Annotated in this window: 16 protein-coding genes; 9 read left to right on the top strand and 7 right to left on the bottom strand. The window is 67.0% G+C overall.

Going from position 1 to position 13,095, the window contains the following annotated elements:
* Positions 1-57 precede the first annotated feature (57 nt).
* The 3 genes from ACSFC5_RS13530 (at position 58) to ACSFC5_RS13540 (ending at position 3,430) form a co-directional block, all read left to right on the top strand.
* Positions 58-1,608: a DHH family phosphoesterase gene (locus ACSFC5_RS13530; RefSeq protein ID WP_440765776.1), complete on the top strand. Its 1,551-nt coding sequence runs from the start codon at positions 58-60 to the stop codon at positions 1,606-1,608.
* Positions 1,609-1,729: 121 nt separating this feature from the next.
* Positions 1,730-2,536 (top strand): CBS pair associated ParBc domain-containing protein, encoded by an 807-nt coding sequence (locus ACSFC5_RS13535; RefSeq protein ID WP_440765777.1) that lies wholly within the window; start codon positions 1,730-1,732, stop codon positions 2,534-2,536.
* Between the two features lie 126 nt (positions 2,537-2,662).
* On the top strand, positions 2,663-3,430 hold the full coding sequence (locus ACSFC5_RS13540) for an NAD(P)H-binding protein (RefSeq protein WP_440765778.1): 768 nt from the start codon (positions 2,663-2,665) through the stop codon (positions 3,428-3,430).
* Positions 3,431-3,598: 168 nt separating this feature from the next.
* On the opposite strand, the gene ACSFC5_RS13545 is transcribed toward ACSFC5_RS13540, so the two are convergent.
* The gene (locus ACSFC5_RS13545; protein ID WP_440765779.1) at positions 3,599-4,531 is read right to left on the bottom strand and encodes a hypothetical protein; all 933 of its coding nucleotides are present in this window, start codon (positions 4,529-4,531) and stop codon (positions 3,599-3,601) included.
* 125 nt (positions 4,532-4,656) lie between these two features.
* The gene (locus ACSFC5_RS13550; protein ID WP_440765780.1) at positions 4,657-4,923 is read right to left on the bottom strand and encodes a DUF7520 family protein; all 267 of its coding nucleotides are present in this window, start codon (positions 4,921-4,923) and stop codon (positions 4,657-4,659) included.
* Between the two features lie 353 nt (positions 4,924-5,276).
* Between ACSFC5_RS13550 and ACSFC5_RS13555 the strand changes: the two genes are divergently transcribed.
* Positions 5,277-5,411, top strand: coding sequence for a hypothetical protein (locus ACSFC5_RS13555; RefSeq protein WP_440765781.1), 135 nt, complete (start codon positions 5,277-5,279; stop codon positions 5,409-5,411).
* Positions 5,412-5,502: 91 nt separating this feature from the next.
* Here the strand turns inward: ACSFC5_RS13555 and ACSFC5_RS13560 are convergent, their stop codons facing one another.
* From ACSFC5_RS13560 to ACSFC5_RS13570, 3 genes are all read right to left on the bottom strand, one after another.
* Entirely contained in the window at positions 5,503-5,739 is a 237-nt protein-coding gene (locus ACSFC5_RS13560) for a DUF6684 family protein (RefSeq protein WP_440765782.1), read from the bottom strand.
* 22 nt (positions 5,740-5,761) lie between these two features.
* Entirely contained in the window at positions 5,762-6,157 is a 396-nt protein-coding gene (locus ACSFC5_RS13565) for a DUF7541 family protein (RefSeq protein ID WP_440765783.1), read from the bottom strand.
* Positions 6,158-6,289: 132 nt separating this feature from the next.
* The gene (locus ACSFC5_RS13570) at positions 6,290-7,354 is read right to left on the bottom strand and encodes a polyprenyl synthetase family protein (protein ID WP_440765784.1); all 1,065 of its coding nucleotides are present in this window, start codon (positions 7,352-7,354) and stop codon (positions 6,290-6,292) included.
* Positions 7,355-7,500: 146 nt separating this feature from the next.
* Here ACSFC5_RS13570 and ACSFC5_RS13575 point away from each other — a divergent pair, with 146 nt between their 5' ends.
* From ACSFC5_RS13575 to ACSFC5_RS13595, 5 genes are all read left to right on the top strand, one after another.
* A complete protein-coding gene (locus ACSFC5_RS13575) occupies positions 7,501-8,811 on the top strand; it encodes a M28 family peptidase (protein ID WP_440765785.1) in 1,311 nt (436 codons plus the stop codon).
* A 74-nt stretch (positions 8,812-8,885) separates the two neighbouring features.
* On the top strand, positions 8,886-9,674 hold the full coding sequence (locus tag ACSFC5_RS13580; protein WP_440765786.1) for an NAD(+)/NADH kinase: 789 nt from the start codon (positions 8,886-8,888) through the stop codon (positions 9,672-9,674).
* Positions 9,675-9,731: 57 nt separating this feature from the next.
* The gene (locus ACSFC5_RS13585; RefSeq protein ID WP_440765787.1) at positions 9,732-10,085 is read left to right on the top strand and encodes a BsuPI-related putative proteinase inhibitor; all 354 of its coding nucleotides are present in this window, start codon (positions 9,732-9,734) and stop codon (positions 10,083-10,085) included.
* A 109-nt stretch (positions 10,086-10,194) separates the two neighbouring features.
* Entirely contained in the window at positions 10,195-11,112 is a 918-nt protein-coding gene (locus ACSFC5_RS13590) for a CbiX/SirB N-terminal domain-containing protein (protein ID WP_440765788.1), read from the top strand.
* A gap of 9 nt (positions 11,113-11,121) precedes the next feature.
* Positions 11,122-12,270, top strand: a complete 1,149-nt coding sequence (locus ACSFC5_RS13595; RefSeq protein ID WP_440765789.1) for a DR2241 family protein — start codon at positions 11,122-11,124, stop codon at positions 12,268-12,270.
* Between the two features lie 15 nt (positions 12,271-12,285).
* On the opposite strand, the gene ACSFC5_RS13600 is transcribed toward ACSFC5_RS13595, so the two are convergent.
* Positions 12,286-12,861: a DUF7524 family protein gene (locus ACSFC5_RS13600; protein ID WP_440765790.1), complete on the bottom strand. Its 576-nt coding sequence runs from the start codon at positions 12,859-12,861 to the stop codon at positions 12,286-12,288.
* Between the two features lie 15 nt (positions 12,862-12,876).
* On the bottom strand, positions 12,877-13,092 hold the full coding sequence (locus ACSFC5_RS13605) for a methytransferase partner Trm112 (protein ID WP_090304605.1): 216 nt from the start codon (positions 13,090-13,092) through the stop codon (positions 12,877-12,879).
* Between the last annotated feature and the right edge of the window lie 3 nt (positions 13,093-13,095).

Here is a 13,095-nt window from a genome sequence, read left to right on the forward strand (position 1 = left end):
GGGTCCCCGAGCGCGGACCCGGTAGCTTTTCCCGCACGGGGTTGCAAACCGGCACGTATGGTTTTCCGGCTCGTGCTCGGGTGCGGAACGGTGGGCCGCCAGGTGGTCGAACAGATACCCGAGCGCACCGGCGACGCCCGGGACCGGCTGCTCGTCGTTACCGAGGACGAGAGCATAGTCGAGACGCTTCGCGACGAGAGTATTCCGGCCTGGTGTGCCGACCCGACCGATCCGGCGGTGATCGCGAACGTCGAACAGGCCGACGTGATCTTCGTCGCCAGCGACCGCACCGACGTCAATCGGGCCGCCCTCGAGCGAGCGCGCGAGCGGTTTCGGACGGCGTCGATCGTGGCCTATCTGGGCGGGAACGTGGCGTCGGCGGATCGGCCGCGGTTCGAAGAACTCGCGGATCACGTCGTCGACGCCAAGCGTGCGATGATCGATCACGTTATCGACGGCGTCGCGCGACCCTCCGCCGGTGCCGCGATCGGGTTGCGGAAACAGCTCGCGACCATTGACAGCCGGCTGGCCGTCGTCATGCACGATAACCCGGATCCGGACGCGATCGCGAGCGCCGTCGCGCTGGTCGAGATCGCCGCCGAGGTCGGCGTCGACGCCGACGCCTGCTACTTCGGCGACATCTCCCACCAGGAGAATCGCGCGATGGTCAACTTGCTCGATCTCCAGCTCCGTAATCTCTCGTGCGACGACTCACTCGAGGAGTACGACGCGTTCGCACTGGTCGACCACTCCCGGCCCGGCGTCAACGATCAGCTTCCCGAGGACCTCCACGTCGACATCGTTATCGACCACCACCCGCCCCGCGGCCCCGTCCCTGGGGAGTTCGTCGACCTGCGCGAACACGCTGGCGCAACCAGCACCGTCATGACCGACTACCTCGATCGGTTCGGTCTCGAACCCCAGCGAGCGACCGCCACGGCGTTGCTCTACGGTATTCGGATCGATACGAACGACTTCACGCGCGAGGTCTCGCCGGCTGATTTCGAGGCCGCGTCGATCCTCTGGCCCCACGTCGAGACGTCCGTCCTACGCCAGATCGAGCAGCCGACGGTCGAGGGAGAGACCCTGGATACGATCGCTCGAGCGATCAAGAACCGCATCCAGCGCGACTCGGTCGCCGTCGCGAGCGTCGGCCGACTCGCCAACCGCGACGCCTTGCCACAGGCGGCCGACCAGTTGCTGTCGATCGAGGGCGTCGAGACGACGCTCGTCTTCGGCTTTCGAGACGAGATGGTGTTTCTCTCCGCCCGATCGCGGGCGAGCGACGTCGACCTCGGCGAGACGCTCCGGGACGCCTTCGACCGGATCGGCAGCGCCGGCGGTCACGCCGACATGGCCGGTGCCCAACTCGAGATCGGCATCTTGGGGAGCGCCGACGACGAGGACGAGATCGAGTCGATCGTCAGCGTCGTCGAAGAGGTGATCACGAACCGGTTTTTCGAAGCGATCGAGAGCCGACCGGGAGTCTCCGTCGGGGCCTACACCCAGACCAGCGAGTGGCTGTTTTCGGTCGACGACGAGGACGAGATGAGCGAGCCGGCACGGGCCGACGACGAGGGTGAACTGGAAGGCGGAGAGTCGGCGTAACGCGACGAGCGAGAGCGTGACGACCGACGAAAGTCGGAGCTATCCGAGACCGGGAGCGAACAGCGTCGGCAGTCACCGCCGGGAGGACACGCTTTTGCGCGCGGAGTTCCTCGAATGACGTATGGAGGTCGCGTCGGACAGAAGCAAACCCCAGGTCCACGAGTACATGACGCGCGACGTGGTGACGGTCGCCCCCGACGAGACCGTCGGCAACGTCGCGGCGCGGATCGCCGAGAGCGACGAGCACAGCGGCTTTCCCGTCTGCGAGCGGCGACGCGTGGAGGGGTTCGTCAGCGCCCGCGACCTGTTGCTGGCCGACGACGACGAGCCGATTTTCAAGGTGATGACGACGGACCTGCTGGTCGCCCACCCCGACATGAAAGTGACCGACGCCGCCCGCGTCATCCTCCGGTCGGGGATCCAAAAGCTTCCCGTCGTCGACGACGCCGGCAACCTCGTGGGGATCATCTCCAACGCCGACGTCATCCGCAGTCAGATCGAACGCGCCACGCCCGAGAAGGTGGGGAAACTGATGCGAACGCTCGAGCAGATCCACGACACCGAACTCGAGCAGGAACGACGGACGGTCTCGCTGTCGGCGCTCACGCCGACGCAGGGCCGGGTCTACGCCGACGAACTCGAGGGACGACGATACGAACTCGAGCACGGGCTGGCCGAGCCGCTGGTGGTTATCGACAACGGCGGCACGCTGTTGCTCGCCGACGGCCACCACCGCGTGATGGCGTCGGACCGGTTGGGAATCGACGAGATGGACGCCTACGTCATCGTCGTCGATCGGGAGATCGAACTCGGCATGGCTGCCACCGCGGAGAAAGAGGAACTCGAGCGGATCGACGACATCGAGATCGTCGACTACGCCCGCCACCCGCTCGTCGAGACGACGAAACGGTTGCAGTCTAGGAAGTAGCCGACTACTACTCTTCGGTCGGAGACTATCGCCGAGTTTCATCGTCATAATTAGGTCTCCGAACACGACTGTCGGGCTTGCTGGCCACTGGTGAAGGTTATCCGTCCCCGGACAGTAGCCCGGTCGATGGCAGGTACCTCCTCCAGACTGACGGCTGTCGATCGCGTTCTCGTCGCCGGCGCGAGCGGAGAGACGGGCCACGAACTGCTCTCCGCGCTCCGGCCGACCGATCTCACCGTTCGCGCGACGACGCAGTCGTACGCGAACGTCGACACGCTCGAGCGACTCGGCGCGGACGAGGTGATCGTCGCCAACTTCTTCGAGTCGGCCGACGCCGTCGCCGCAGTCAAAGAGTGCGGTGTCGTCTACTGTGCCCTCGGCACGCCGGTGGGCGTACGCCACACGCTCGGCGGGAAGCTGGTCGATCGGACAGGCGTCATTAACCTCATTACGGCCGCGATGGGGGCTGACGCCGACTACTTCGTCTACGAGAGTGCGATCGGCGTAGGCAGTTCGAAGTCGGGACTGTCACTCCCCGCCAGACTCCTGATTCGCGGCTCGCTCCGTGCCAAACGGGACGCCGAGGCGGCGCTGCGTCGGTCGGGGCTGGGCCACACGATTATTCGCCCCGGCAAACTTACCAACGCGCCGCCCAGCGACGACCCCGTCGTCGGCGAGGGCGGCGATTCGGTATCGGGATCGATCCCGCGGGCCGACGTTGCCCGCCTGATGGCCGTGGCACCGTTTACGCCCGACGCACGGGATCGCACGCTCGAAGTTGTCTGTCGCCGCGGCCTGAACGAATCGCCACGGAACCTCGTTGACATCGACTGGGCGTTCGACCGACTCGAGGAAGAACGGGAGCGAACCGAACGGGATCGCCCGCAACGCTGAGGGGCACGGCGAGCCGATTTCTCGTCGCTAAGGGGCACGAGGGGAAGTTACGCGTCGTTGACGGCCACCCTCCCGCGTCGAGCCGAACGGCGTACGCTTCGAGCGCGACCGTGATTTCGATATCGCTCGATCCCTCGTTGCGCCGTGGCTCACCGTTCTGCGGGCCGTTCACAGAACCAGCGTGGTGAGCAGGCCGACAATTCCCGCGAGCGTAAATCCCGCGCCCGGGACGGCGATCAGTCCGCCGAAGATGAGATACAGCGAACCGGACCGACGGTTGTCCGAGAGCACCGTTTGCTGTCCGGCGGCTGAAATTTCGAACCAGTCGCCGCCGGTAACGGTAACCGCACGGTCTGTCGTCCGTCCGTCGCGGCCCGAGTCGACGACGCTCCCGCCGAAGACGTGGACGTCGTCTCCCGACTCGAGGCGCAGTTCCCGGTATTGGCGGCGAGGGGAACCGCGCTCGTCGTCGGTCTCGCCGTTGGTACCCGAAAGCCCGGCGGCACGCAGACGATCCAGTGCGCCGCCCTTGAGGCCCGAGCCATCGGTCCACGCGGCCTCGGCCGCCCAGTCGTCGAGCGAGAGGACGGCGTTCGTGGGGTCGACCGCGACGCGGTCGGTGCCGTCTTCGACCGCGAAGGGAATGCCGGCCGACGCACCGCCGTCGAACGACCAGCGATCGTCCTCGGTGACCTCACCGGTGGTTTCGGCCGTTTCGACCGTCCCGGTGCCGGCGTCGGAAGCCGCGCTAGCTCCGGTTTCGGCATCGGGAGCCGCGCCAGTCCCGTCGGCCGCAGCGTCGCTATCGGTCCGGCCAGTCCCGTCCGCTCGAGACCGAGCCTGAACCGTGTACGCCAGACACGGCGTGCCGGTGACGGGGGCCTCGAGACACCCGTCGTCGTCTTCGCGTGCGGTCCCCTTGAACGCGACGAGGCCGCTCGCCGCGGGGACGTCGCGCAGCGCCGTCGGCTCGGTCTCGCGGAGCGCTCGAGCGGTCCGGAGCCGACCCGCACCGATGGAAGCGATGTACAGCCCGACGCCGAGGATCGCGAGTCCGACCAGCGCGACGGCCCCGACGACGAAGACGTCCGTCGACAACATATCGGTCGGTTACGGTCCGTGAAGGATAACTCCCGCGACACCGACCGGAGACGCCGCGGTTGCCCCGCTCGCGTCGCTCGGCGAACGGTTCAGGAGGGTGTGCCGTCCCGCGGCGCGAGCGACACTCACACCGCGTTCTCGTCGAACCGCGAGATCGCCTGGACGACCACCAGCAACGTCACCAGAAAGGCGCCGATCGTCACGCCGCCGTAGAGCCCGAACGTCACCGGCGAGACGGGAACGGTCATCTCGAGTACGACGATCTCCTCGAGCCCGGTCCACGCGGGGAGTACGAAGCCCAACACGGCGCCGAAGGCGGCGGTGACGGCGGTCAGCGCGGCGACGAGACCGACGACGACGCGCCGGCCGCCGAGTTCTCGATCGTCAGTCACGCGTGACCGTTCGTCGGGAGGGACCGAGGGTGTTGCGTTTTCGTCCCGAATCCGAACGCGGACACTCGATCAGTCACGAGATCGTGTTCGCCAGCTGAAATACCAAATTCGTTTGGAACCACTGGTATTTCCGGTGTCCGTGTGCGTAGGCACACGGCAGTTCGCGGGCACGAACCGTGCCCCGCCCCTGCCGTCGCACTCCCACTCCACCCCCATCCCTATCCGCCGGACGCTGCCCGGTTCGCGTCTGTGGGAGTGTCGCCTCGACGGCGCTCGGGCCCGTATCTCTGCCGCTCGAGTCTCCGTCACCCCGTTTTTTGACCGTTGCTCCCGTAGCCTCGTGGAGAGCATCCGTGGACTCCGATCCGACCGAATCAGACGACTCGAGGAGCCGACGAGGACTCGCCGAGAAGGAGCTGTTCCTCTTGCTCCTCGTCGGAATCGCCCTCCTGATGGGACTGACCGGCTTCGTCCTCATCGTCAACTGACCGGGATCGACCGCGATTCGGGACTTGCGCCTCGCCCCGCGTTCAGCTCGCACTCGACTCGCCGTTGACTACCGACGCGACTGCACCGTCGTCAGTCGCGCCTCGTGTGTTCGTCGCCCTCGATCGCGCGCGCCGCGATGAGGGTGGCGAGCGCGAGCAGTCCCGCCGTGAGCAGCAGGATGGCGAACTGGAGCGTCGACTGCAGCAGCGAGAATCCCCACGGGTTGAACGCCGCGAAGAGGACGACGAAAAAGAGGATGATCAGGAACGGGATCAGGTTCACTGCCAGGTCGAGGGCGATTTCTGCGTCGAATGCGCGTCGGCTCATGAGTGGGTGTGGGCTGTGTCGATCAGTGGGTTCGGCTGCGAGAGCGGAGGATCGCGCTTCCGACGACGATCACGACGCCGGCGACGGCGACGGCGAGGCCACGACTCGCGAGTCCGACGAGGCCGTCTGCCGCGGGGACGGCTACTGCGCCGGTTCCCAGGGCGTAGAGCGCCGATCCCGTGGCAGCGAACAGCACGCCGAATCCGATCGCGAGCGGCCACGGACTCGAGACGTGCCTCGATTCCGCCAAAATGCCGGCGACGCTCGCGGTGAAGAGCACGAGTCCGCCGACGGCGATCGGAAAGAGGTCGACGACGATGCCGACTTCCGAGAGCACGAGGCCGACCGCGATAAGGACGGGCCAGGGGCTCGCTGTCGTCCGCTCCCGGTCGTTCGCACCCGAGTGGTCGGCCGTCACTGGCGACGGCTACCACGTCCGGCAAGTAGTAGCTAGGGCTCGGCGTCGGATCCCGTGACTGTGATCGGCCCGTGGCGGTTCGTCGATGCAGTAGCGATTCGTCGCCGCCGGCCGATTCGTCGCTGACCGCCGTCAGTCCTCGCGGTCGACGACGAACTCGGTGAACTCGCGGAGCTTTCGGGTCGTCTCGTCGTCGAACTCGAGGCCGTCGATCGCCGCGCGAGCCTGGGCCGCGAGGTCGAGGGCGTGTTCGCGAGCGTACTCGAGGCTGCCGGCGTCCTCGATGATCTCGAGGGCTTCGCTGATCTCCTCGTCGGTGTTCTCGTCGGCGCTCAGAATGTCCTGGAGTCGTTTCGCCCGCTCCGGGTCGCTCTCCTGAAGTGCGTGGATGACCAGCAACGTCTGCTTACCCTCCCGGATGTCGTTGCCGAACTCCTTACCGAAGTCGCCGGCCCGGCCCAGCGAGTGTTCGACGTCCAGAATGTCGTCGCCGATCTGGAAGGCGACGGCCGTCAGTTCGGCGTACGCCGCGACGGCTTCTTCGACCTCGTCGGGTTGGGCGGTGACGATCGCTGCGAGTCGGGCGACGATCCGGGCGAGACAGCCGGTCTTGCACGCACACATCTCGAGGTACTGCTCGGGCGTGATCCGAACGTCGCGTTCGTTGTGCCAGCAGATGTCCATCCCCTGGCCGAGGTGGGTCCGGTTGAGTTCGCACATCAGCATCTCGTAGGCGGCGAGGCGTCGGTCCGCCGGGAGGTCGGCGGGGTTCTCGGTCAACACCTTCAGCGGCAGGAAGTACAGCGCATTGCCGGCGTTGAGCGCGATATCCTGCCCGTAGAGGTGGTGCAGCGCGCGTTCGCCCCGGCGAATCGTGGCCCCGTCCTCGACGTCGTCGACGATGATCGTCCCGTTGTGGAGGATCTCCGGGATGCAGGCGTAGTGAATGTACTCCGCCGGATCCTCGCCGAAGCCCTCGACGAAGACGAGAAAGAGCACCGCGCGCCAGCGTTTCCCGCCCCGATCGAGCAGCTCCCACAGCGGCGTCGAGAGGGCCCGCTGGATGCCGGTCGGATCGTACTCGTAGGTGGGGGCGCCGAAGAACGACTCGAGGTAGTCGGCGTCGATTTCCCGTGGGACCAGGTCGGCGATCGCCTCGTCGATGGCCGGCCGCCAGTCGGCAAGCGTCTCCCGCATACTCGACTCGAGAGGGAGGGGGCTAAAAAAGATTCCCAGATCCACCTGTCAGTATCGAAAGCATGTCAACACGGAACGCTCTCTCGGGCCGTTCGAACAGTTCCGCGAACGGTACAGTTACCCACACGTACGTTCACCGCTCGAGTATGAGCAACTGGATCGGCGACGTCTTCACGAGCGACGTCGGCTGGGACCACCTCGAGCGACTGGTCGATATCGGCAACCGAATGGCCGGCAGCGACGGCGAGCGCGAGGCCGCCGAGCTGACGCGCGACGCGTTAGTCGAGGCGGGGGCGCGAAACGTCCGCCTCGAGTCGTTCGACGTTCAGGGCTGGACGCGCGGAGAGAGTTCGATCACGGCCCGCGAGACGACCCAGGAGTGTATCGCGCTGCCGCGCAGTCCGGCCGACCGCGTCACCGCGCCGCTGGTCGACCTCGGCTACGGTCTCCCGAGCGATTTCGAGGGCCGCGACCTCGAGGGAGCCGTCGTCATGGTCCGCAGCGACATTCCGGACCACTACGACCGGTATCTTCACCGCCGGGAGAAGTACTACCACGCGGTCGAGAACGGGGCCGTCGCCTTCGTCTACCGCAATCACGTCGCGGGCTGTCTGCCGCCGACCGGGAGCGTGGGAACCGACGACGACCCGATCGGCGGGATTCCGGCCGTCGGCGTCTCGAGTGAGGTGGGCGCACGACTCGCCCGACGCTTCGACGGCGACGAGATCGAACTCGCCGTCGAGGCGGATATCCACCCGGCGGAGAGCCAGAACGTCCACGCCGAACTCGGGCCCGACACCGACGAACGCGTCCTCGTGACGAGCCACGTCGACGCCCACGACATCGCGGAGGGCGCCCTCGACAACGGCGCCGGAACCGCGATGGTCATCGAACTCGCGAATGCGCTCGCGAAGCGAGCGGACGACCTCGAAACTCGCATCGAGTTCGTCGCCTACGGCGCGGAGGAGGTCGGTCTGGTCGGCTCCTCGTACCACGCCGAGACGACCGATCACGACACGATTACGGCGATCGTCAACAGCGACGGCGTGGTCCGCGATCGAACGCTCTCCGTGACGACCCACGGCTTCGACGAACTCGAGGCCGCGGCGACCGAGATCGCCGAGCGCTACGGCCACCCGATCGAGACGGTGCCGAAGATGGGACCCCACAGCGACCACTGGCCGTTCGTCCGGTGGGGCGTCCCCGGCTACCACGTCAAGTCAACCTCCGACGATGTCGGCCGCGGCTGGGGCCACACCTTCGCCGACACGTTCGAGAAACTCGAGCAGCGGACGTTCCGGGAGCAAGCGATCCTCCTGAGCGACCTCGTCGTCCACCTCGCGCGCGAGGACGTGACCGTCGAGCACCGAGCACCCGAGGCGATCGCGGCGGCCCTCGAGGACCAGGGGCTCGCGGAGGGGATCCGAATCACGGGCGACTGGCCGTACGACGAGTAGGGAGGCGGTCGAGAAGGAGGGCAACACGGACAGCTAACCCCACGTTTTTCTCCGATCCGCGCCAACGCCACGGCATGGACGCCGCGTGGTCGGGAGCCGAGCAGCCGGTCGTCGGTATCGTCGACTCGAAGACAGCGACGGCGCTGAACGCGGATTCGATCGCGGACGCTCACGACGCGACGACCGTCCGCGGCGACCTCGAGACCGTCCTCGCCGCCGAGCCGTCCCTGCTGGTGACCACGGGTGAAGACGGTCTCTCGGCCGCCGCTCGCGCCCAACCCGGCGTTCCCGTCCTCCCGATCGGCGACGTGGACGGGATCGACACCGTCTCCGCGGCGCGGGCTCCGGCCGCGCTCGAGGCCGTCCTCGAGGGAGATGCCACCGTTCGTCGCCACCCGGTTCTGGGGATCGAAGTCGAAGACGATACCGGGAGTAACCTCATCCGCGAGCGCGCGCTGTTCGACGCGACGCTCGTCACCGACGAGCCGGCGCGGATCTCCGAGTACGGCGTCGAGAGCCGCGGCGAACCCGTCTCGACGTTTCGTGCCGACGGTGTCGTCGTCGCGACGCCGGCGGGCAGTTACGGCTACAGCAGCGCGCTCGAGGCACCACACCTCGCCTCGAGTATCGACGCCGTTGCCGTCTCCCCGATCGCCCCCTTCGCGACGCGGACGCGGCGGTGGGTACTCCCCGACGACGACATCGCGCTCACGGTCGAGCGCGACGAGGGTGACGTGACGCTGGTCGTCGACGATCGATCCGTCCGAACAATCGACGTCGGCTCACGGGTTCGCCTCGGCGTCGACGGTGCGCTTTCGACGGTCGTTGTCTCGGATGGCGTCGTGAGTACGAACGGGGAGTAGTGCTCGAGCGCACGAGTTCCGAAAAGACCTATCCGGGTTCACCCCGAAGCCGCGGCTATGTCACTCGAGGGACGGCTCGAAGCGGACGTCTCGGGACCGGACGGCGAATCTGAACTGGTAACGTTCGCGTTTACCGTTATCAACAGGGGGTCGGAGTCGGTCGATCTGCAGTTCTCGGACGCCTGCAAGGCGGAGTTCGTCGTGGAAGAGGACGGCCGCGAAGTCTGGCGATTCAGCGAGGGCCGAATGTTCGCACAGATGCTCAGCACGGATCGACTCGAACCGGGAGCGACGGAGACCTACGAGGCCGAGTGGACGGCTCCCCAGCCGGGCGGCTACATCGTTCGTGCGGAGTTGCAGGCCCAGGAGCAGGTGTGTGCGGCGCGAACCGACTTTGCCGTACAAGAGTGAGCCGAGCGCGCCGGCGAGTCGCACAGTACGCGGGGAAGGGCGATTCGAGGAGGCGGCGACGAGGGCCGACAGCGAAGTTCCTAAACCGTCCCCATCCTAACGGGCGACCATGCAAGCGCTGGTTATCGCGGCGCACGGCTCGCACCTGAATCCGGACGCCTCCGACCCTACCTACGCCCACGCGGACACCGTCCGCGGGACGGGCGCGTTCGACGAGGTGCGCGAGGCCTTCTGGAAGGAAGAACCGCACTTTCGCGAGGTAATTCGAACCCTCGAGTCCGACGAGGTGTTCGTCGTTCCCCTCTTCATCAGCGAGGGCTACTTCACCGAGCAGGTCATCCCCCGCGAACTCCGTCTCGAGGAGTGGGATCCGGACCGCTGGGACTCCGACGGGACGGACGCCTCGCAGGCGACGCTCGAGGCCGACGACGTCGGGAAGACGATCCACTACTGCGGCCCGGCCGGCACGCACGACGCGATGACGGACGTCATCGTCCAGCGCGCCGAGACCGTCACCGAGGATCCGAACGTCGGCGAAGGGGTCGGCTTGGCGGTCGTCGGCCACGGCACCGAGCGCAACGAGAACTCGGCGAAAGCCGTCGAGTACCACGCCGACCGGATCCGCGAGATGGACCGGTTCGACGAGGTCGAGGCGCTGTTCATGGACGAAGAGCCCGAAGTCGACGACGTCACGGACTTTTTCGAGAGCGAGGATATCGTCGTCGTCCCGCTCTTCATCGCAGACGGCTACCATACCCAGGAGGACATTCCCGAGGACATGGGGCTGACCGAGGACTACCGCCTCGGCTGGAACGTCCCCGCGGACGTCGACGGCCACCGAATCTGGTACGCCGGCGCGGTGGGGACGGAGGGCCTGATGGCCGACGTCCTCCTCGAGCGCGCCGCGGACGCCGGGGCCGATATCGGCGACGCGCTCGAGGCCGTCCGCGACAAGGTAACGCTCTCGAACTCGAGCGAGACGGACCCCGACGCCGGCTCGGAGCCGGGCGCAGAGGCGGGGGACTGACGCGTGACGATGGCGACCGCCGATTTCGAATCGCTGGTGAGCGCAGTCGAGTCCGAGACGCCGATCGAGTTCGACGGCCTCCGAATCGATCGCGAGGACGACGCGTATACCGTCGAGACGTCCGAGGGTACGCAGACGGGGCTCGAAGAAGCGGATCTCCAGCAGGCGCTCGAGCCGATCGCGGAGTACGTCACGAACTGGGACTACTGGCAGCGCTCCGTCGGCGGCGACGGCACCGCTCGCCGCGCGTTCCTCCGCTGGTGCGAACGAGCGCCGCTCGAGGACGACGGCGGGAACGGAGCCGACACCGACCGGCCGACGGACGAGGAGACGCTCGCCGTCCCGGCGCGGTACGAATCCCTGCGCGACGGGATCGACCGCGAGTGGGGACAGCTGGCTATCACGACCAGGTTCGTCGATGTCGACGAACACGGCGGCGAGCGGGTCTACGACTGCTGGCACGTCGACGACGCCGACACCGATCTCACCGACCTCGAGGTCTACGACGACCCCCTCGACGCCCGCGAGATCGCAACCTACGACGAGGACGGCCGCTACCGGCCGCTGAAGACCGCCCCCACGCTCGTTTCGGGCTGGGCCTTCACCGGGCTCTCGGGTTCGGAACTCGTCGAGACGGTCGAGTTCTTCTACCCCGCGACGGTTGCCAACTGGCACCGCGAGCAACGAGCGGCGTTAGACGTCGACCACTGGTTCGAGACCGCCGAGCGCCAGACCGGCATCTACGACGTGATCGACGAACTCCCTCGCGAGGCCGTCGACTGGATGGCCGAAGCGTGCTGCGTCGACTCGCAGTGTCTCCGCCGGCGAGAGTGGCAGTACGAGGAGGACGACGACCTCGATGTCGACGGCGGCGACGGGACCTTCCCCTGTCGGGAGCCCTGCTCGCTCGTCGTCGCCGCCGCCCGCAAGTGGACCATCCTCGAGTCCGAAGAAGAGCGGCACTACGAACTCGAGTTGACCACCAGCGAGTTCAACCAGCTCGCGGAGCTGATCGACGCCGTCGCGGAAGGCCGAACCGACGAGATCCGCGAAGCGGACGTCAACGACGGCGCGAACCGTTTCCGCGCGCGATACCTCCGAGCGAAGCGATTCGACGAGGAGGGGAGTCTCGAGGCTCGAGACCAACGGGACGACTAACCCGACTCGAGCGCGTTACAGAACCAGTAAGGCGACCGCGACGCAGAACCCGATCGCGACGATTCCGACCCCGGCCATGGCGAGCGGCCCGCCGATCGCGGCTGCCGTCGTCGTCGCGATTGCGACGGCGATGATTCCGAGTGCGATGACGACGAGCGTCGCCGGCTCGAGACCGGTCGCGGCGACCGCGCGCTCGAGGACGTTCGGCTCCGGCTCCCGCTGGGCGGGTTTGGCGAGCGAGTCGTCGACGTCGACTTCGGCCGGCGCCGGTTTCGCGACGACGGGGATCGACAGCGACTCCGAGCCGTAGCCGGTTAGCACTTCGAGGGTTCCCTCCACCGGGCGATCGATGGCCTCGGACGCGACGTGGACGGGAACGTACGTTTCCCCCTCCGATTCGACGTAGTAGTTCGAGGTCTCGAGCGACGCGATCCGTTCGAGGTCGCCGCCGAGGCGACAGTGGACGTGGGCGGGCGGGCCGTGGCTCTCGAGGATCAGATCGAACGACTCCCGGGTCTCGAGGGTACCGACGGCTGTCTCGAGCGAATCTGCGGACCCGCGATTAACGTGGACGGTAACCTCTCGAGACATCGTGAATCGGGCCGCTCAGGCCGGGGTCTCCTCGCGCATATCCGGCGGCAGCAGGTTCGGGATCCCGTCTTCGATCGGGTACCGTTCGCCACATTCGCTACAGACGAGGACGCCGGCGACGATTTCGTCGGTCTCGTCACCGTCGTCGTCGGTCGCGTATTCGGCGTCCTCGAGTTCCAGATCGTGTTTGTCGAGCGGACAGCAGAGGATCTCCAGCAGCGACTCCTTCATAGT

This window comes from Natronorubrum marinum (genome assembly GCF_052040125.1).
Lineage (GTDB): Archaea > Halobacteriota > Halobacteria > Halobacteriales > Natrialbaceae > Natronorubrum.